This window comes from Streptomyces sp. NPDC096311, assembly GCF_044763085.1.
Classification (GTDB): domain Bacteria; phylum Actinomycetota; class Actinomycetes; order Streptomycetales; family Streptomycetaceae; genus Streptomyces.
The window spans coordinates 334052-354602 of sequence record NZ_JBIWFN010000006.1; the positions used below are offsets into that span (position 1 = coordinate 334052).

The 20551-nt window shown below is 70.9% G+C and carries 14 protein-coding genes; 13 read left to right on the top strand and 1 reads right to left on the bottom strand.

Translation table 11 applies throughout. The features are described 5' to 3' along the window. Positions 1 to 18 precede the first annotated feature (18 nt). Genes ACIRA5_RS18160 through ACIRA5_RS18170 form a run of 3 tightly spaced genes read left to right on the top strand, consistent with a single transcriptional unit; the run spans position 19 to position 1080 of the window. Positions 19 to 225, top strand: a complete 207-nt coding sequence (locus ACIRA5_RS18160) for a DUF4244 domain-containing protein (protein ID WP_403691763.1) — start codon at positions 19 to 21, stop codon at positions 223 to 225. After that, positions 212 to 637, top strand: coding sequence for a TadE family type IV pilus minor pilin (locus ACIRA5_RS18165; RefSeq protein ID WP_403691765.1), 426 nt, complete (start codon positions 212 to 214; stop codon positions 635 to 637). Before ACIRA5_RS18160 ends, ACIRA5_RS18165 begins: the two co-directional genes overlap by 14 nt. Next, on the top strand, positions 634 to 1080 hold the full coding sequence (locus ACIRA5_RS18170; RefSeq protein ID WP_403691767.1) for an Rv3654c family TadE-like protein: 447 nt from the start codon (positions 634 to 636) through the stop codon (positions 1078 to 1080). Before ACIRA5_RS18165 ends, ACIRA5_RS18170 begins: the two co-directional genes overlap by 4 nt. Here the strand turns inward: ACIRA5_RS18170 and ACIRA5_RS18175 are convergent. Next, the gene (locus ACIRA5_RS18175) at positions 1046 to 3499 is read right to left on the bottom strand and encodes a DEAD/DEAH box helicase (protein ID WP_403691768.1); all 2454 of its coding nucleotides are present in this window, start codon (positions 3497 to 3499) and stop codon (positions 1046 to 1048) included. The genes ACIRA5_RS18170 and ACIRA5_RS18175 overlap by 35 nt on opposite strands. 80 nt (positions 3500 to 3579) lie before the next feature. Here ACIRA5_RS18175 and bldG point away from each other — a divergent pair, with 80 nt between their 5' ends. The 10 genes from bldG (at position 3580) to ACIRA5_RS18225 (ending at position 20455) form a co-directional block, all read left to right on the top strand. Beyond that, positions 3580 to 3921, top strand: coding sequence for an anti-sigma factor antagonist BldG (bldG, locus tag ACIRA5_RS18180; RefSeq protein WP_010986038.1), 342 nt, complete (start codon positions 3580 to 3582; stop codon positions 3919 to 3921). A 117-nt stretch (positions 3922 to 4038) separates the two neighbouring features. Next, on the top strand, positions 4039 to 4473 hold the full coding sequence (locus tag ACIRA5_RS18185; protein ID WP_403691770.1) for an ATP-binding protein: 435 nt from the start codon (positions 4039 to 4041) through the stop codon (positions 4471 to 4473). A gap of 298 nt (positions 4474 to 4771) precedes the next feature. Continuing rightward, positions 4772 to 7177 (top strand): sodium-translocating pyrophosphatase, encoded by a 2406-nt coding sequence (locus ACIRA5_RS18190; RefSeq protein ID WP_403691772.1) that lies wholly within the window; start codon positions 4772 to 4774, stop codon positions 7175 to 7177. 212 nt (positions 7178 to 7389) lie between these two features. Beyond that, positions 7390 to 7980 (top strand): small secreted protein, encoded by a 591-nt coding sequence (locus ACIRA5_RS18195; RefSeq protein ID WP_403691774.1) that lies wholly within the window; start codon positions 7390 to 7392, stop codon positions 7978 to 7980. A gap of 295 nt (positions 7981 to 8275) precedes the next feature. Further along, the gene (locus ACIRA5_RS18200; RefSeq protein ID WP_403691776.1) at positions 8276 to 9805 is read left to right on the top strand and encodes a methyltransferase; all 1530 of its coding nucleotides are present in this window, start codon (positions 8276 to 8278) and stop codon (positions 9803 to 9805) included. 156 nt (positions 9806 to 9961) lie between these two features. Further along, positions 9962 to 12337: a protein kinase gene (locus ACIRA5_RS18205; protein ID WP_403691778.1), complete on the top strand. Its 2376-nt coding sequence runs from the start codon at positions 9962 to 9964 to the stop codon at positions 12335 to 12337. Between the two features lie 108 nt (positions 12338 to 12445). Then, complete coding sequence (locus ACIRA5_RS18210) at positions 12446 to 12643, top strand: hypothetical protein (RefSeq protein ID WP_403691780.1); 198 nt, start codon at positions 12446 to 12448, stop codon at positions 12641 to 12643. A 236-nt stretch (positions 12644 to 12879) separates the two neighbouring features. Further along, positions 12880 to 15693 carry a type I DNA topoisomerase gene (gene topA, locus ACIRA5_RS18215; protein ID WP_403691781.1) on the top strand — a complete coding sequence of 938 codons (2814 nt, stop codon included), beginning with the start codon at positions 12880 to 12882 and terminating at the stop codon, positions 15691 to 15693. A gap of 161 nt (positions 15694 to 15854) precedes the next feature. Beyond that, positions 15855 to 19172 carry a dTMP kinase gene (gene tmk / locus ACIRA5_RS18220; RefSeq protein ID WP_403691783.1) on the top strand — a complete coding sequence of 1106 codons (3318 nt, stop codon included), beginning with the start codon at positions 15855 to 15857 and terminating at the stop codon, positions 19170 to 19172. 77 nt (positions 19173 to 19249) lie between these two features. Beyond that, positions 19250 to 20455, top strand: coding sequence for a DNA polymerase III subunit delta' (locus ACIRA5_RS18225; RefSeq protein WP_352052541.1), 1206 nt, complete (start codon positions 19250 to 19252; stop codon positions 20453 to 20455). Positions 20456 to 20551 lie beyond the last annotated feature (96 nt).

Sequence of the window (20551 nt, forward strand, 5' to 3'; positions counted from 1 at the left end):
AACCTTACGGGGGTTGAGATGGGCAAAACGGTGGGCGTACGGATGCGGGCGTGGTTGTTGGGTCTGGCGGCGCGCAGGGACGCGGGAATGGTCACCTCCGAGTACGCGGTGGGAGTCCTCGCGGCGGTGGCCTTCGCGGCGGTGCTCTACAAGGTGGTGACGAGCGGCCAGGTAGGCGCGGAGTTGCAGGGCATCGTGGGGCGGGCGCTCAATGCGCCGATGTGAACGCGGGACGGCGGGCCGGGATCGGAGCCGCGGCCGGAGTCGGAGTGGGGGCCGGAGTCGGAGTGGGGACCGGGGATTCGTGACCGCCGAGGCCGCCGTGGTGCTGCCCTCGCTGGTGCTCGTCGGAATGGCGCTGGTCTGGGCCCTGCTCGCCGCGTCGGCGCAGATCCAGTGCGTGGACGCGGCCAGGGCGGGCGCCCGCGCGGCGGCCCGCCAGGACCCGCCGGACACGGTGCTGGCGACGACCCGCCGCGCGGCACCGCGCGGCGCCAGGGTCACGGTGACCAGGGAGGGCGACCTCGTCCGGGTCACGGTCGAGGCGAGCGCGCCGGGACCGGACGGACTGTCACTGGAGCTCAGCGACGAGGCCGTGGCCCTCGCGGAGGAGACGGTGGGGGTGGTGAGGGGATGAGGGTCCGGAGCCGCGGACACGTCGCGTGGACGGCCGCTTGGAACAGATGGCACACCTACCGGATCCGTTGCTCGGACAGAGGATCGGCCACCGTCTGGACCGTCGGGGCGATCGCCGTGCTGTGTGTGGTGTTCGGGGCCGTCCTGTCCATGGGACAGGCGGTCGTGGTCCGGCACCGTGCGGCGGGGGCGGCCGACCTGGCCGCGCTCGCCGCGGCGGACCACTGGGCGGACGGCGGCACGGCGGCCTGCGCCCAGGCGGACCGGGTGGTGCGATCCCAGCGTGCCCGGCTGGTGCGGTGCGCCGTGGCGGGCGAGATCTCGGACGTCACGGCCGCGTCGGGCGCCGGCCCCTTCGATGTGGAGGTCAGGTCCAGAGCCGGTCCCGCGAGACCACAGGAGCCGGCGCCTAGACCTCCGGCGCCCCCCGCAGCAGCTCCGTGAGCAGCCGCACAGCGCCCCGTTTGTGCAGCGGCTCGTTCCCGTTGCCGCACTTGGGGGACTGGATGCAGGACGGGCAGCCGGCCTCGCACTCGCAGGACGCGATGGCCTGCCGGGTGGCGGTGAGCCAGGCGCGGGCGGTGTGGAAGGCGCGCTCCGCGAACCCCGCGCCGCCCGGGTGGCCGTCGTAGACGAAGACCGTGGGCAGGAGCGTGTCGGGGTGCAGCGGGAGGGACACGCCGCCGATGTCCCAGCGGTCGCAGGTGGCGAACAGCGGGAGCATGCCGATCGACGCGTGCTCGGCGGCGTGCAGGGCGCCGCCGAGGATCTCCGGGCTGATCCGGGCCGCGTCCAGCTGGTCCTCGGTGACCGTCCACCACACGGCGCGCGTGCGGAGCGTACGAGGAGGGAGGTCGAGTTTCGACTCGCCCAGCACTTCGCCGGTGATGACACGACGACGCAGGAAGGAGACGACCTGGTTGGTGACTTCGACGGAGCCGTAGCACAACCTGCCCTCGCCCCAGGGGACTTCGATGTCAGTCTCCAGGACGGAGATGGACGTCGTGTCGCGGGCGACCGTCGAATACGGCGGGTTGGCCTCCTCGACCAGGGCGACGGAGTCCTCGAGGTCCAGGTGCTTCACCAGGTACGTACGGCCCTGGTGGAGGTGGACCGCGCCCTCGTGGACCGTGGTGTGCGCGGAGCCCGCGTCGACCGTGCCGAGCAGCCGCCCGGTCCCGGCCTCGACGATCTGTACCGGACTGCCGCCCTCGCCGCGGATGTCGGTCAGGTCGGCGGCCCGCTCCCGACGGGTCCAGTGCCACGCCGTCGTTCGCCGGCGCAGCAGCTTCGCGGCCTCCAGCTGTGGCAGCAGATCCGCGGCGGCCGGGCCGAAGAGCTCCAGATCCTCTTCGGTGAGGGGGATCTCGGAGGCGGCGGCGCACAGGTGCGGGGCGAGGACGTACGGGTTGTCGGGGTCGAGGACGGTGGATTCCACCGGCTGGTCGAACAGGGCCTCGGGGTGGTGCACGAGGAAGGTGTCCAGCGGGTCGTCGCGGGCGACGAGGACGGCGAGTGCGCCCTGCCCCGAGCGGCCGGCGCGGCCCGCCTGTTGCCACAGGGAGGCCCGGGTGCCCGGGTAGCCCGCGATGACGACGGCGTCCAGGCCCGAGACGTCGATGCCGAGTTCGAGGGCGGTCGTGGCGGCGAGGCCGAGGAGTTCGCCGGAGTGCAGGGCGCGCTCCAGGGCGCGGCGTTCCTCGGGGAGGTAGCCGCCGCGGTAGGCGGCCACGCGCCGGGCCAGTGAGCGGTCGATCTCGGCGAGGCGATCCTGGGCGATCACCGCGATCAGCTCGGCGCCGCGGCGGGATCGTACGAAGGCGACGGAGCGCACGCCCTGGAGGGTCAGGTCGGTGAGGAGGTCGGCCGTCTCGGCGGTGGCGGTACGCCGAACGGGTGCTCCCTTCTCGCCGTGCAACTTGGTGAGCGGGGGCTCCCAGAGGGCGAACACGAGTTCGCCGCGAGGGGAGGCGTCGTCGGCGATCTCGACGACCGGGAGGCCGGTCAGCCGACGGGCGGCGACCGAGGGCTCCGCGGCGGTCGCGGAGGCCAGCAGGAAGACGGGGGAGGAGCCGTAGCGGGCGCACAGGCGGCGCAGCCTGCGCAGTACCTGGGCCACGTGGGAGCCGAAGACGCCGCGGTAGGTGTGGACCTCGTCGATGACGACGTACTTCAGGGCGCGGAGGAAGGAGGACCAGCGGGGGTGGGAGGGCAATATCCCGCGGTGCAGCATGTCGGGGTTGGTCAGGACGTAGTTGGCGTACTGGCGTACCCACTCGCGTTCCTCGAACGGAGTATCGCCGTCGTACACGGCTGGGCGAACCGCATTGCCCAAAGGTTGTGAAAGTTCCTTCACCGAACGGCGCTGATCGGCTGCAAGGGCCTTTGTGGGGGCCAGATAGAGCGCGGTGGCCCCCCGGCCGTTCGGAGCCTCGGAGCCGTCCAGGAGGGCCGTCAGGACCGGTGTGAGGTATGCCAGGGACTTTCCCGAGGCGGTGCCGGTGGCGACGACCACGGAGTCGCCGTCCAGGGCGTGCTCGGCGGCCAGCGCCTGGTGGGCCCAGGGGTGTTCGACGCCCGCGGCCTGCACCGCGGCGATGACCTCCGGACGGATCCGGTCGGGCCACACGGCATGGCGACCCACCCGCGGGGGCAAGTGCTCCGTATGAGTGATGCGCGAAGCCCGGCTCGGCCCCGAGGCGAGCCGGTCCAGGACAGTGCCCGGATCGGGGCGGGAAGCGGTGTCCGTCGAGGGTCGATCGGATCGATGATTCTTGGCCATCGGCACCGAGTGTGTCACTGGCGTGACGGACAATGGGGCCAAGGCGTCGTGCACGCCTGCCGGTAAGTGATTGAATGCCATCGCGGCTGGCGAACCGTCCCGGGGGCTCTGCCGAGGTGTCCCTTGGGATGACCGCTCGATAGCAAGGTGCTGGAGGATCCGTGGACCTGTCCCTGTCGACCCGTACCGTCGGCGATCGTACGGTCGTCGAGGTCGGTGGCGAAATCGATGTATATACCGCGCCCAAGCTGCGCGAGCAGCTGGTCGAGCTGGTGAACGACGGCAATTTTCACCTTGTCGTCGACATGGAGGGCGTGGACTTCCTCGACTCCACCGGGCTCGGCGTGCTGGTGGGCGGCCTGAAGCGTGTGCGTGCCCATGAGGGTTCGCTGCGACTGGTCTGCAACCAGGAGCGCATTCTGAAGATCTTCCGCATCACCGGTCTCACCAAGGTGTTCCCCATCCACACCTCGGTCGAGGAAGCGGTAGCGGCCACCGACTGACCCCGTCTCCTGGGCGTCACGAGTGATGTGGTGTCCGAGACGGTAGAAGCAATGGACGGGGGGCTGGGCCTCGGCGGCCCGGCCCCCTGACAGCACGCCCGTAGTTGAGGGGGATGCATGGCCACCGTTGAACTCCGCTTCAGCGCGCTGCCCGAGCACGTCAGGACCGCCCGACTGGTGGCGGCAGCGGTGGCGCGCAGGGCCGGAGTGGACGAGGCCGTCCTCGACGAGGTCAGACTCGCCGTCGGCGAGGCCTGTACTCGTGCCGTCGGACTGCACCAGAGCAGCGGCATCTCGGCGCCGGTGCGGGTGACGTTGATCGAGGAGGAGAAGCAGTTCTCCATCGAGGTCGGCGACGAGGCGCCGCGTTCGGCGCCCGGTGAGACGGCACCCGGTGCCACGGGTGATCCGGACACGGATGCCGAGGAGGACGAGATGGGCCTCGCGGTCATCAGTGGCCTCGTCGACGATGTCGAAGTCACCGCCGGTGAGCATGGTGGAGTGATCAAGATGAGCTGGCCGACCACGCCGCCGGCCGCGCTCGTTCCCTGATCGCACCCCCGCAACACACTCGAAGGGCCCTGCTCAGCAGGGCCCTTTTTGTATGCCCGCTCCCGGCCGGGGCCCGCCCCCGCCTTTCGTGAATTCATTCACGATCAATCACGCGATTATTGGATCAAGCGTCAACGCTTTTGGGGCATTACTTCTTTTGGGTTCCATGGAGACCCGTCGATCATTTGCTGATGGGCATGTGAAGGCGAATTCCGTTTACCGGGCACTGTTTTGATCAGGTTCCGGTACCTACAATCCGTCCACATCTTGAGCTCAGCCCAAGCGTCAAGGAGGACGAATGGCGGGGCTTTCTACCCCTCATCAGTTTGACCATCCCACAACCTTCGCAGCCGCAGTACTGACCAATGACAATCGCTTGATCGTGATGGTCATCGGCGCCGTGGCCCTGGCGGCCCTGGCGGTCGCCGGGGTGCTGGTACGGCAAGTGCTCGCGGCCGGCGAGGGCACCGACAGCATGAAGAAGATCGCGGCGGCGGTCCAGGAAGGCGCGAACGCCTACCTGGGGCGGCAGATGCGCACGCTCGGTGTATTCGCCGTCGTGGTGTTCTTCCTGCTCATGCTGCTGCCCGCGGACGACTGGAATCAGCGCGCCGGACGATCGATCTTCTTCTTGATCGGCGCGGTGTTCTCGGCGACCACCGGTTATACCGGTATGTGGCTCGCCGTACGAAGCAACGTCCGCGTGGCCGCCGCGGCAAGGGAAGCGACTCCCGCCAAGGGCGAACCCGAAAAGGATCTCACCGCCGTCTCGCACAAAGCCATGAAGATCGCTTTCCGTACCGGCGGCGTCGTCGGCATGTTCACGGTGGGGCTCGGTCTGCTGGGCGCCTCCTGTGTGGTGCTGGTGTACGCGGCCGACGCGCCGAAGGTCCTGGAGGGCTTCGGTCTCGGCGCGGCGCTGATCGCCATGTTCATGCGTGTCGGCGGCGGCATCTTCACCAAGGCCGCCGACGTCGGCGCCGACCTGGTCGGCAAGGTCGAGCAGGGCATTCCGGAGGACGATCCACGCAATGCCGCGACCATCGCCGACAACGTGGGCGACAACGTCGGCGACTGCGCCGGCATGGCCGCGGACCTCTTCGAGTCGTACGCCGTCACGCTCGTCGCCGCGCTGATCCTCGGCAAGGCGGCGTTCGGCGACTCCGGGCTCGCCTTCCCGCTGATCGTGCCCGCGATCGGCGTTCTCACCGCGATGGTCGGCATCTTCGCGGTGGCACCCCGACGCTCCGACCGCAGCGGCATGTCCGCGATCAACCGCGGCTTCTTCATCTCCGCGGTGATCTCGTTGGTGCTGGTGGCGGTGGCCGTCTTCGTCTACCTGCCGTCGAAGTACGCCGACCTCGACGGCGTCACGGACGCGGCGATCAAGGCGAAGGACGGCGATCCGCGGATCCTGGCGCTCATCGCGGTGGCCATCGGCATCGTGCTGGCCGCGCTCATCCAGCAGCTGACCGGCTACTTCACCGAGACGACCCGTCGTCCCGTACGGGACATCGGCAAGAGCTCGCTCACCGGCGCGGCCACCGTCGTCCTGGCCGGTATCTCCATCGGTCTGGAATCGGCCGTCTACACCGCCCTGCTGATCGGCCTCGGCGTCTACGGGGCCTTCCTGCTCGGCGGTACGTCGATCATCCTCGCGCTGTTCGCGGTGGCGCTGGCCGGAACCGGCCTGCTCACCACGGTCGGCGTCATCGTCGCCATGGACACCTTCGGTCCGGTCTCCGACAACGCACAGGGCATCGCCGAGATGTCCGGCGACGTCACGGGCGCGGGCGCCCAGGTGCTCACCGACCTGGACGCGGTGGGCAACACCACCAAGGCCATCACCAAGGGCATCGCCATCGCCACGGCCGTCCTCGCGGCCTCGGCGCTCTTCGGCTCCTACCGGGACGCGATCCTCACGGCCGCGAACGACGTGGGCGAGAAGGTCTCCGGTCCGGGCGCGCCGCTGAACCTGATGATGGACATCTCGCAGCCCAACAATCTGGTGGGCCTGATCGCGGGCGCGGCAGTCGTCTTCCTGTTCTCGGGCCTCGCGATCAACGCGGTGTCCCGGTCCGCGGGGGCCGTGGTCTACGAGGTGCGGCGGCAGTTCCGCGAGCACCCCGGGATCATGGACTACACGGAGAAGCCGGAGTACGGGCGGGTCGTCGACATCTGCACCAAGGACGCCCTGCGGGAGCTGGCCACTCCGGGTCTGCTCGCCGTCCTGGCGCCCATCGCCATCGGCTTCACGCTCGGCGTCGGCGCGCTCGGTTCGTATCTGGCGGGCGCGATCGGCACCGGCACGCTGATGGCGGTCTTCCTCGCCAACTCCGGCGGTGCGTGGGACAACGCGAAGAAACTCGTCGAGGACGGCCACCACGGCGGCAAGGGCAGCGAGGCCCACGCCGCCACGGTGATCGGCGACACCGTCGGCGACCCCTTCAAGGACACCGCGGGCCCCGCGATCAACCCGCTCCTCAAGGTGATGAACCTGGTGGCGCTGCTGATCGCACCCGCGGTCGTGAAGTTCTCGTACGGCGACGACAAGAACCTCGGTATGCGCATCCTGATCGCGGTGCTCTCGATCCTCGTGATCGTGGGCGCGGTGTACATCTCCAAGCGGCGCGGGATCGCCGTGGGTGACGAAGACAACGCGGAACGAGTGTCCAAGCCTCACGACGCCGCGGTGGTTTCGTAGCGTTCGGGTCTTTGGGCAGGTCCCCGTGGGCGGGCGGCACGCAGCGACGTGCCGCCCGCCCGTCGTGCGTGTATGTCCAGACCTGTGTCGTGAGCCTTCTCTCGTATGGAGCAAATGGCTGCAATAGAGACTAAATCGGAAATTCGCCATAGGGGCGGCGCCCATGCGGCGTGTAAGTTCCGGGGCCGAGAGCCACGGAAGGGACCAATCCGGTGAACAAGAAGCTCACGGCCGCACTGTCCGGCGGTGCGGTACTGGTGCTGGCGCTGTCGGCATGCAGCAGCGGCGGCAGCAGCAAGGACGACAAGCTGGACCCCTGGGCCAAGCAGGTCTGTGACGCGGTGCAGCCGCAGGTCCAGAAGATCGCGGCCGCCAACACCGCGATCCAGAAGGAGACCACGGACCAGAGCGCACCGGCGGACGTGCAGAAGGCCGACTCCAAGGGCTTCCAGGACATCTCCGACGCCTACAAGGCGATGGCGGCTGCCATCGAGAAGGCCGGCCCGCCGGACGTGGACAGCGGCAAGACCAAGCAGGAGAACGCGGTCAAGGAGCTCAATGCCCTCTCCGCCTCCTACGCCGATCTGGGGAAGCAGTCCGACGCGCTGAACACGAAGGACCAGGCGAAGTTCGCGGATGGTCTCGACGGCGTCGCCAAGCAGCTGGAGAAGCTCAGCAAGACCGGGACCGACGCCCTGAAGGAGCTCGAAGCGGGCGACGTCGGCAAGGCGATGGCCAAGCAGGTGAGCTGCAAGTCCGCCTCGGCGTCCGCGTCCGCCTCGCCGGCGACCACCCAGGGCTGACCCGCCGAGGAGCGCCCGGAGAGCGACCGCGGAGCGGGATTCGGTCCGGCACCCGGAAAGAGCCCGGTACGCGCGCGTACCGGGCCCGTGGCGCGTGCCCTACGGCTCCCGGCACAAGCCCACGGTTCTCGGAGACGCACGGCCCATGGGTCCCTGTGCAAGCGCCTCACGGCTCCCTGCACGACCGCCCCCACGGTTCCTCGTACAAAGCCCCCAGGACCCCTCGTGCGGGCTTGTCCACATTCGCACGGGCTCTGTCCACAGGTGTACGTCCCTTTCGGCGGGAACGGACACAATGGGGGACGTGAGTCACACCAGCCTGTCACCGTTGCCCTCGTCCGACCGCGTCGATGTCGCCGCTCGGCTGCGGGACGCCCTGCTCGGCGCCTCGTTCACCGCCGACGGCCTGCTCGATCTGCTCGGTGCCCCCGCGTACGCGGCGCTGGCGCGCAGCGAGACCGTGCCCGCGCTCCGGGCGACCCGCGGGGACACACCGCTGGAGACGCTCGTACGGCTGTTCCTGCTCCAGCAGCCCGTGCCGCACGCGCGCGTGGCGGACGTGCTGCCGGTGGAGGACTGCCTGGAGAGCGGCTGGCTCACCCGGGCGGGCGCGGACGAGGTCGCCGCGACCGTGGACATCCGGCCGTACGGCGGGCCCGGCGGCGAGGACTGGTTCATCGTGTCCGACCTGGGGTGCGCCGTCGGCGGCGCGGGCGGCATCGGCAGCCGGGAGGAGAGCGTCGTCCTGGGTGTGGGCGGCGCGTCCACGACCCTGGCCGGCATCACCGTCCGTACGCCCGTCTCCTCCGCGCTCGACCTCGGCACCGGCTCCGGGATCCAGGCCCTGCACGCCGCGCAGCACGCCACGCGCGTGACCGCGACCGACCTCAATCCGCGCGCCCTGCACATCACCGCGCTCACCCTGGCGCTCTCCGGTGCCCCGGCGGCCGATCTGCGCCAGGGCTCCCTCTTCGAACCGATCGCGGACGACGAGACGTACGACCTGATCGTCTCGAACCCGCCCTTCGTGATCTCGCCCGGCGCCCGGCTCACCTATCGCGACGGCGGGATGGGCGGGGACGATCTGTGCCGCACGCTCGTTCAGCAGTCGGGGGACCGGCTCAACGACGGGGGGTATGCGCAGTTCCTGGCCAACTGGCAGCACGTGGAGGGTGAGGACTGGCAGGACCGGCTGCGCTCCTGGGTGCCGCGCGGCTGTGACGCCTGGATTGTGCAGCGCGAGGTGCAGGACGTCACGCAGTACGCGGAGTTGTGGCTGCGCGACGCGGGCGACCACCGCGACGACCCCGCCGAGTACCAGGCGCGGTACGACGCGTGGCTGGACGAGTTCGAGGCCCGCAAGGTCAAGGCCGTCGGCTTCGGATGGATCACGCTGCGCAGAACGGCGGCCGCCGAACCCTCGATCACGGTCGAGGAGTGGCCGCACTCCATCGAGCAGCCGCTCGGCGAGACCGTGCGCGCGCACTTCGACCGCGTCGACTACCTGCGGGCGAGTGACGACGCTGCCCTGCTCGCAGGGCACTTCAGGCTCGTGGCCGAGGTCGTCCAGGAGCAGGTCGGGCTGCCCGGCGCCGAGGACCCGGAGCACGTGGTGCTGCGCCAGCACCGCGGGATGCGCCGGGCCACCAAGGTGGACACGGTCGGCGCGGGCTTCGCGGGCGTGTGCGACGGCACGCTGAGCGCCGGGCGGATCCTGGACGCCATCGCTCAATTGGTCGGCGAGGACCCGGTGTTGCTGCGTGACCGGACGCCCGCGCAGATCCGGCTGCTGGTGGAGCAGGGGTTCCTCGAGCCCGCGGAGTGAAGGGCTGAGTCGCATGTGCCTGTTCTGACGGGATTGCACAATATTGATCAGGATTGGTAGGTAAAAGGGCTCCTGTCAGTGGTGCGTGCGAAGCTACCTTCAAGAGACAAGCTCCATGCGTCCTCGGGGGAGGCGCGCTGTCTCGGGGGAGGCGCCATGGCAGGGGAGACGCCGGATCAGGGCGAGGGCAGGATCATCGGCGGCCGGTACCGGCTGCTGCGGACGCTCGGCGCGGGCGGCATGGGGAGGGTGTGGCTCGCGTACGACGCGGAGTTGGCCTGCGAGGTCTCCATGAAGGAGATCGCGCTGCCGGACGTGCCGATGGACGCGGCGGAGCATGGGCAGCGCGTGGCCCGGGCGCGCAGCGAGGCCCGGCATGCGGCGCGGCTGCGCGGGCATCCCCATGTGGTCACCGTGCACGACGTGGTGGTGCACGAGGGACTGCCGTGGATCGTCATGGAGTACGTGCCGGACGCGGTCGATCTGCAGGCGGTCGTACGGCAGTCGGGGCCGCTGTCGCCCGCTCGGGCCGCCCGGATCGGGCTGGCCGTCCTCGACGCGCTCTCCGCCGGACACCGGATCGGGATCCTCCACAGGGATGTGAAACCGGCCAATATCCTTCTGGCGCCCGACTCTTCGGGTGATCCCTACGCGCGCGTACTGCTCACCGACTACGGGATCGCGCTCCGGCCCGAGTCCCGCGAGCCCCGGCTCACCGCCACCGCCGGCATCCTCGGCACGCCCGGCTATCTCGCCCCCGAGCGCGCCCGCGGCGAGCCGCCCACCCCGGCCGCGGACCTCTTCTCCCTCGGCGCCACGTTGTACGCCGCCGTCGAGGGCCGTGGCCCCTTCGACCGGCCTGGTCAGTACGCGACACTGACGGCCCTGCTCGGCGAGGAACCCACTCCGCCCGTCCGAGCGGGTGAACTGACCTCCGTGCTGCACGGACTGCTCGTCAAGGACCCCATGCGACGGTCGTCGCCGGAGGCGGTCGCACGGGGGCTTGAGCGGGTGGTGCAGGCGGCGGCGGGCGGAGCGTTCGGGCCCCTGCCGGGGTATCCCGCGGGGCTACCGCCGGGGTACGTCGTGGGACCGTCGCCCGGGTATGCCGCCGGGGCGCCGCCCGGGTTCCTTGCCGGGGCACCGCCCGGGCATGTCACGGGCTCGCCTCCGGGAACCCCTCAGCTCCCCGGGGTTCAGCAGACCCCTGGCGTCCCGCAGACCCCTGGCGTCCCGCAGACTCCAGGCGTTCCGCAAATCCCGGGCGTCCCGCAAATCCCGGGCGTCCCGCAAATCCCGGGCGTCCCGCAGACCTCGGGCGTCCCGCAAGCCCCCGGCGTTCCACAGACCTCAGGCGCGCCCTCGACCCCGAACACCCCGTACAACCCGACCCCGTACAACCCGACCCCGTACAACCCGAACGCCCCGTACAACCCGACCCCGCACAACCCCAACACCCCGCACACTCCACCAGGCGGCCCGGCCGCTCCCGGTGGCCCGTTCGGACCGCCCTCCGGGACCCCGCCTGCGTACGGCCCCTGGCGTCCGTCCACTCCCAGCGGCGCGTACGAGTGGAATCCGTACGCCGGGACCGGTGCGCCCACCCGGTCCACAGCCGGTCCGCCCCTGTCGCCGGAGCGCCGCAGGAGGCCCCTGGTCCCCGTCGTCGCCCTCGTCGCGGGCGTCCTTCTGGTGATCGTCGGCGGCACCTGGGCCGCCGTCTCACTCACCGGCGACGGCGGCGGCACGAAGGACGCGACCGCGAAGAAGCGCCCCACAGCGAGCCCGTCGTCGGGACCGACGGGACCGGTGTTTCCGTACGGCGAACAGGTGGGACTCACCAAGCCGTTGCAGGTCGGCGACTGCGTGAAGGCGGTCTGGTCGGGACCCGCCTTCAAGTCGGCGGTCAACCTGGGCGTCGTGAACTGCGCCAAGGACTGGCCGGACGGGCAGGTCGTGGCCGTCGACACGGCCGACGACTACGCCGACGCCCTCGCCCATGGCGCGCAGCGCTGCACCAGCCAGAGCACGGCGACGGCCGACGCCCTGCCCGACGTAGGTGTCTACGCCGTCGCACCGACGAAGGACGGGTTCGGCGCGGCCAAGGGCGGTACGGCATGTCTCGTGCTCGGACGCCGTGTCGCGATAGGCGGCGAAGTGGGGCGGTTCCGGGACGCGGGGGTGAATCTGTGGCCCACTCAGATGGCCACCGGGGACTGCTGGAGCTACGCGGAGAAGGGCAAGAGCTTCGATGCTCGCCTGGCGGACTGTGGTGAGCCGCACACCGACCAGGTGATCGGCACCGCGCAGGCCGCGGCGGGCATGGACTACAAGAAGGCCCTCGCCCAGGGCGGCAAGCTCTGTACCAACAAGTTCGCGTCGAGTTGGGCGTCCGACACGGAGCACACCGTCTCCGGGTGGCTGGCCAGTGAGGAGGAGTGGAATCAAGGATTCAACAAAGTCCTGTGCACCGTGAGACGGGCCGACGGAACGCGGACAAGCGAGCGGATACCCGATCCCGCCACGGTCTGAGCGGTCCATGGGGCGTCGTCTTCCCCGCGTTCACCGCAGGTTCGCACGTCGGCTTCCGGGGAGTGGCAACCTCCCCACCCTGGGGCTTCGGGGTGGAAGGACATATCAATGGAAAGCGGACCGGCGATCTTCGTGGGGGCGGTGTTCGTCCTGTTCGGAGGCGGACTGCTGGTCTGGACCGCGGCGCGGGTACGGCAGGGCGAGCCCGTCGCCGTCGGTGTGAACCGCGTCGCATCGGCGACACTCGCAGGTGTCGCCGGAGCTGGTGCGCTGGCGCTCGGGATGTGGTGTTTTACGCGCGCGTGAGAGGCGGCTCTCCGGTAACTGAGAGGTCACGCTCCGGATAGGCCCGAAAGGGCTGCTGGACACTCCGGGCGGCAGGAATGGCGGTAGTCGGGTTACCGTTCGAGTGGCCGTTGCGGGCTTTTCCCGTTTGACACGGGGGCGGGATGTACCGTCACACTCCGCAGCGTCAGCATGACCCGACCCCCGGGACCAAGGCCTGGGGAGACCCCCTGCGTCGACCGGAGAGAAGAGCGAAGTTGTCCCCGACCAGCGACACCGCACACGGCGGCCGCCGACTCGTCATCGTCGAGTCGCCTGCCAAGGCGAAGACGATCAAGGGCTATCTCGGCCCCGGCTATGTCGTCGAAGCGAGCGTCGGGCACATCCGCGACCTCCCCAACGGCGCCGCGGAGGTGCCGGAGGAGTACACCGGCGAGGTGCGCCGCCTCGGCGTGGACGTCGAGCACGACTTCCAGCCCATCTATGTGGTCAACGCCGACAAGAAAGCCCAGGTCAAGAAGCTCAAGGACCTGCTGCGCGACTCCGACGAGCTCTACCTCGCCACCGATGAGGACCGCGAGGGCGAGGCCATCGCGTGGCACCTCCAGGAAGTGCTCAAGCCCAAGGTCCCGGTCAAGCGGATGGTCTTCCACGAGATCACCAAGGCCGCGATCCAGGCCGCCGTCGCCAACCCGCGCGAGCTCAACCAGAAGCTCGTCGACGCCCAGGAGACCCGCCGCATCCTCGACCGCCTCTACGGCTACGAGGTCTCGCCGGTTCTGTGGAAGAAGGTCATGCCGCGGCTGTCGGCGGGCCGCGTGCAGTCCGTGGCGACCCGGCTCGTCGTCGAGCGGGAGCGCGAGCGCATCGCCTTCCGTTCCGCCGAGTACTGGGACCTGACCGGCACCTTCGGCACCGGCCGCGCCGGTGACGCCAGCGACCCGTCCAACCTGGTCGCCCGTCTGACCGCGGTCGACGGAAAGCGCATCGCCCAGGGTCGCGACTTCGACTCGCTGGGCCAGATCAAGGGCGCGAACACGCTCCACCTGGATGAGACGAACGCCCGTGCGCTCGCCGCCGCCCTCCAGGACACGAACTTCGCGGTCCGCTCGGTCGAGTCCAAGCCGTACCGCCGCTCGCCGTATGCGCCGTTCCGTACGACGACCCTCCAGCAGGAGGCCTCGCGCAAGCTCGGCTTCGGCGCGAAGGCCACCATGCAGGTGGCCCAGAAGCTGTACGAGAACGGCTTCATCACGTACATGCGTACGGACTCCACGACCCTCTCGGAAACGGCGATCTCCGCCGCCCGAGCCCAGGTCACGCAGCTCTATGGCGCCGACTACCTGCCGGCCCAGCCGCGGACGTACGCCGGGAAGGTCAAGAACGCGCAGGAGGCGCACGAGGCGATCCGTCCCTCGGGTGATCGTTTCCGCACCCCGGCCGAGACGGGCCTGACCGGCGACCAGTTCAAGCTGTACGAGCTGATCTGGAAGCGGACCGTCGCCTCCCAGATGAAGGACGCGGTCGGCAACTCCGTCACCGTCAAGATCGCGGGCAGGGCCTCCGACGGCCGCGACGCCGAATTCAGCGCGTCCGGCAAGACGATCACCTTCCACGGCTTCCTGAAGGCGTACGTCGAGGGCGCGGACGACCCGAACGCCGAGCTCGACGACCGTGAGCGCCGTCTCCCGCAGGTCACCGAGGGCGACCCGCTGTCCGCCGAGGAGATCACGGTCGACGGGCACGCCACCAAGCCCCCGGCCCGCTACACCGAGGCGTCGCTGGTCAAGGAGCTCGAAGAGCGCGAGATCGGCCGCCCGTCGACGTACGCGTCGATCATCGGCACGATCCTCGACCGCGGATACGTGTTCAAGAAGGGCACGGCACTCGTGCCGTCCTTCCTGTCCTTCGCCGTGGTCAACCTCCTGGAGAAGCACTTCGGGCGGCTCGTCGACTACGACTTCACGGCCAAGATGGAGGACGACCTCGACCGCATCGCGCGGGGCGAGGCGCAGGCCGTGCCGTGGCTCAAGCGGTTCTACTTCGGTGAGGGCGACGCCACGGGCGCCGCCGAGGCCGGCAACGGCGACGGGGACCACCTGGGCGGCCTCAAGGAGCTCGTCACCGACCTGGGCGCCATCGACGCCCGTGAGGTGTCGTCCTTCCCGGTCGGCGAGGGCATCGTGCTGCGTGTGGGCCGCTACGGCCCGTACATCGAGCGCGGCGAGAAGGACTCCGAGAACCACCAGCGTGCGGACGTGCCCGAGGACCTGGCCCCGGACGAGCTGAGCATCGAGCTCGCGGAGGAGCTGCTCGCCAAGCCGAGCGGCGACTTCGAGCTCGGTACGGACCCGGAGTCGGGTCACCAGATCATCGCCAGGGACGGCCGCTACGGCCCGTACGTCACCGAGGTGCTCCCCGAGGGCACCCCGAAGACGGGGAAGAACGCCGTCAAGCCGCGTACCGCGTCACTCTTCAAGTCGATGTCGCTCGACACGGTGACGCTCGGCGACGCCCTCAAACTGATGTCCCTGCCGCGCGTCGTCGGCAAGGACGCCGAGGGCGTGGAGATCACCGCGCAGAACGGGCGCTACGGGCCGTACCTGAAGAAGGGCACGGACTCGCGCTCCCTGCAGTCCGAGGACCAGCTCTTCACCATCACCCTCGAAGAGGCGCTGGAGATCTACTCCCAGCCCAAGCAGCGCGGGCGCGCGGCCGCCAAGCCGCCGCTCAAGGAGCTGGGCGAGGACCCGGTCAGCGGGAAGCCCGTCGTGGTCAAGGACGGCCGTTTCGGGCCGTACGTGACCGACGGCGAGACCAACGCGACCCTGCGCTCCGCCGACAGCGTCGAAGAGATCACTCCGGAGCGCGGCTACGAGCTGCTGGCGGAGAAGCGCGCCAAGGCTCCCGCCAAGAAGACCGCGAAGAAGGCGGCGGCCAAGAAGGCTCCGGCCAAGAAGGCCCCTGCCAAGAAGACGGCCGCAAAGAAGACGACGACTTCGAAGACGGCTGCCAAGAAGGCTCCGGCCAAGAAGGCCGCTGCCAAGAAGACGGCGGCTTCGGAGAACTGAGGTCCGGGCTCGCGGCCTCCGTCAGGTCTCGCGGTCCCTGTCAGGTCGCGGCCTCTGTCAGACAGATGCAGATGTGGACGCCCCTACACCTTTCGGTGTGGGGGCGTCCACATGTTCGGGCACCCCTACGGGCAGTCAGTGGGGCCGGATAGGCTTGCAGGATGACGCGAGCCGAGCAGCCAACGGCCCACACTCCGGCCCCCGACGACGCCCTGGTCGCGGATTCCCGCGAGCGCGCCGTCCGCGCGCTGCTGCGCCGACCCCAGCTGAAACGGTTGTGGAGCGCCCACCTGGTAGGCGGTGTCGGTGACGCCCTGGCCCTGCTCGTGCTGGTCATCCTCGTCCTCCAGGCGGCGATCGCGGAGGGTTCCTTCGGCGGTGGCTACCGCGGGGTCGCCCTCGCCGTGGCGGCCGTCTTCGGGGCACGCATTCTGGCCACGCTGCTCTTCGGAGCGATACTCCTCGGGCCGCTCACCTCGCTGACGTCCCAGGAGGGGCCGCTCGACCGGCGCTGGACCATGGCCGGAGCCGACGGACTGCGCGCCGTGCTCATGCTCATCGCGCCCCTGTGGATCGACTGGACCCCGGACAACGCACTCGCCGCCCTCCTCGTCCTCGCCTTCGTGACCGGCGTCGCCGAGCGCTTCTGGACGGTGTGCCGGGAGAGCGCGGCGCCCGCGCTGCTGCCCGCGCCGCCGCTGGAAGGCGCCACCGTGCGCCCGCTGCCGGACCACCTGGACGCGCTGCGGCGCCTGTCACTGCGTACGGCCTTCGTGGCAGTGCCGATCGCGGCCGCCACGCTCGTCGTGGTGTCACTCGTCAGCAACCTGCTGGGTGCCGGGATCGCCTGGTTCGACCAGCACCAGGGGGCGCTCGCCTCGTACGTCGCCGCCGGACTGTTCGCCGCCTCGCTCTCCGTGCTCACGTCCCTCGAACTGCCCGACACCCGCACCCCGCGTGCGCGCTCGCCCCTGGAGGGCCTGCGCCGCCCCAGGACGGGCACGGGCGTCGACAACGGCCGTACCGGCGCGATCCCGCTCCTGGTGCTCGCCTGCGCGGCCGTCGCCGCGGCGATCGCCGCCGCGGTCGCCGTCTCCGTGCTGCAGGCCAAGGACCTGGGCGGCGGACCGGTCACGTACGGCCTGCTGGTGCTGGCGCTGACCGGGGGTGTCGTCATCGGCATCCGGACGGCCCCCTCCGTGCTGCCGTCGCTGTCGCGGCGCAGGCTGCTCTCGCTGGCGATCGCCTTCACCGGGATCGCGCTGCTGGCCGCCGGTCTGGTCCCGGACGTCACCACGGAGCTGCTGATCGCCGGCCTCGCGGGCATCGGCGCGGGCGTCACCGCGAACACCGGGCACGCACTGCTCGACCAGGAGACCGAGGAGTACCGGCGGGCGCGTACGACGGAACACCTGCACGCGGTCGTACGGGTCTCCGTGGCGCTCGGCGCCCTGCTGGCGCCCGTGGTCGCCGCGGCGATCGGCCCGCACCGGCTCGAGAACGGCAAGTTCGTGTTCGCACACGGAGGCGCCGCCTTCACACTGATGCTGGTGGGCGCCCTGCTGCTGCCGGTCGCCGCCCTGGTGCTCGCCAAGGTCGACGACCGCTCCGGAGTGCCGCTGCGGCACGACCTGCTGGACGCGCTGCGCGGCGGCGACGACCCGGTGCAGAACTCCACCACGAACGGGTTCTTCATCGCCCTGGAGGGCGGCGACGGGGCCGGGAAGTCGACGCAGGCGGAAGCGCTCGCGGAGTGGATCCGCGCCAAGGGCCACGAGGTCGTGGTGACCCGCGAGCCGGGCGCCACGCCGGTCGGCAAGCGGCTGCGGTCGATCCTGCTGGACGTGTCGTCGGCGGGCCTGTCGCACCGCGCGGAGGCGCTGCTGTACGCCGCCGACCGCGCCGAGCACGTGGACACGGTGGTGCGGCCCGCGCTGGAGCGGGGTGCCGTCGTCATCTCCGACCGCTACATCGACTCGTCGGTGGCCTACCAGGGGGCCGGCCGGGACCTGTCCCCGACCGAGATCGCCCGCATCAACCGATGGGCGACCAACGGACTGGTGCCGCATCTGACGGTGCTCCTCGACGTCTCCCCAGAGGCGGCGCGCGAGCGCTTCACGGAGGCGCCCGACCGGCTGGAGTCGGAGCCGGTGGAGTTCCACACGCGCGTGCGCTCCGGTTTCCTGACGCTGGCCGCCGCCGACCCGGGCCGGTACCTGGTCGTCGACGCCGCCCAGGAGCCCGAGGCGGTCACCACCGTCGTCCGGCACCGGCTCGACGTGATGCTGCCCCTCTCCGAGGCCGAGGTGAAGGCCCAGGAGGAGGCACGCAAGGCGGCCGAGGAGGAGGCTCGGCGCAAGGCCGAGGAAGAGGCCGCCCGCAAGGCCGAGGAGGAGCGACTGGAGCGCGAGCGCCAGGAACAGCTCGCCCGGCTGCGTGCGGAGGAAGAGGAGCGCAAGCAGCGCGAACTGGAGGAGGCGCAGCGGCGCGAGGCCGAGCGCCAGGCGGAGGAGGCCCGGCAGCGCGCCGAGGAGGCCCGCCGCCGGGCCGAGGAGGAGCGGGCGCGGCTGCTGGCCCAGGAGCAGGCCCAGGCCGCCGAGCACGACCGGCTGCGCAGGCTGGCCGAGGAGCAGGCACGGCTGCGGGCCGAGGCCGAGGAGCGCCGCCTGGAGAAGCAGCGCAAGGCCGAGGAGGCGTTGCTGCGGGCGGAGGAGGCACGACGGGCGGCGACGGAGACGGCGGCAGCGGCAGCGGCGGCGGCCGCCGCCACGGCGGCTTCGACGTCTGCTTCCGCTTCTCCTTCGGCTGCGGCTTCAGCGCCTACGTCGGCTCCCGCTTCCGCTTCGGCGCCTGTGGGTTCTGGTGAGCCGGCGGCCGCGGGTCCCGTGGCCGACAACGAGACGACGGTGCCCACGCCGGTCGTGACGCCCCCGAGCACCTCGGGCGGCTCGGTGGACGAGACGACGGTGCTGCGGCCCGTGCGCTCCGGAGAGAGCCGCGAGGGTTCCCGCTCCGACTCGGAGGAGACGGCCAAGCTGCCGAAGCCGCCCGTGCCCGAGGAGGCGGCCGAGAGGACGGCCGTGCTCCCGCCGGTGGTTTTGGGGGCCGCGGACGAGACCGCCGTACTGCCGCCGGTGGCGCCGGGCGCGGCCGACGAGACGGCGGTGCTTCCTCCGGTACGCGACGGGGACGCGGGTGCCGCCCCGGATGCCGGTGCGGGTGATCCCGCGAACCGGGTGCCGCCGGGCTTCTTCCGGGACGAGCGGCCCGAGCCCCGGCCCGAGAGGGCCGGTGACCGCACGCGCGAGCTGCCCCAGGTCAATGCCGAGGGCGCACCGCGTCGCCGCCCTCGTTCCGACTGGGCGGAGGAGACCCCGCTCGACGACCTCCCGACCCTGGCGGACGAACTGCTGGGCCCGCGTGACGACGACGAGCAGGACGACGGGCGCGAGGGACGGGGCGGTCGCCGCCGTCGCTGAGGTCCGGGGCCCCGTTGTCAGTGGCGACCCGCACAATGGACGCGGCAAGGCAAAGTGCGACGAAAGGGCGGTGCCCCGTGCCGGTATGGGACGACCTGGTGGGCCAGGACAAGGTGAGCGAGCAGCTCGCCGCCGCCGCTCGTGACGCCGACGCCCTCGTCTCGGCGGTCGCCGCGGACACCCCGCTCCCCGAGGCGTCCAAGATGACGCACGCCTGGCTGTTCACCGGTCCGCCCGGCTCCGGGCGTTCCACCGCGGCGCGGGCCTTCGCGGCGGCGCTCCAGTGCGTGAGCCCCGACCGCGCGCTGGGCGGAGTCCCCGGCTGCGGCTTCTGCGACGGCTGTCACACCAGTCTGATCGGGACGCACGCCGATGTGCAGATCGTCCGCACCGACCTCCTCTCCATCGGTGTGAAGGAGACCCGCGACCTGGTTCGCCGCGCCCAGATGTCCCCGGCGACCGGCCGCTGGCAGGTCATCGTCCTGGAGGACGCGGACCGCCTCACGGAGGGCGCGGGCAACGTCCTTCTGAAGGCCGTCGAGGAACCGGCCCCCCGTACGGTCTGGCTGCTCTGCGCGCCCTCCATCGAGGACGTCCTGCCCACCATCCGCTCCCGCTGCCGCCTGCTCACCCTGCGCACCCCGCCGGTGGACGCGGTCGCCGACATCCTCGTCCGCCGTGACGGCATCGAGCCCGCTGTCGCGGCGGCCGCGGCCCGCGCGACACAGGGGCACATCGGGCGCGCCCGCCGTCTCGCCACGGACCAGCGTGCCCGTGAGCGCCGGGCCGCCGTCCTCAAGCTCCCGCTGCGGGTCGACGACATCGGCGGCTGTCTCAAGGCGGCCCAAGAGCTGATCGACACGGCCTCGGAGGACGCGAAGCAGCTCGCCGAGGAAGTCGACGTCAAGGAGACCGAAGACCTGAAGGCGGCCCTCGGCGCGTCGCAGGGCGGCCGCATGCCGCGTGGTACCGCGGGCGTCATGAAGGAGCTGGAGGACCGGCAGAAGCGCCGGAGAACGCGTACGCAGCGCGACAGCCTGGACCTGGCCCTCATCGACCTCACCGGCTTCTACCGCGACGTCCTCGCCCTCCAGCTCGGCTCCCGGGTGGCCCTCGCCAACACGGAGGCCGAGGATGTACTCGAGCGCCTCGCCCGCGGCAGCTCGCCGGAGGCGACCCTCCGCCGGATCGACGCGATCGCCGCGTGCCGCGAGGCGCTGGACCGCAATGTGGCCCCGCTGCTGGCGGTGGAGGCGATGACGATGGCGCTGCGGGCGGGCTGAGCCGAAAGGCTCGAAGGCGCGGTCGGGCCGAGGACCCGGAGCTGACAGCGACCGGCGAACAGCCGACAGCCGACCGCGACCGGCCAACTGCCGATA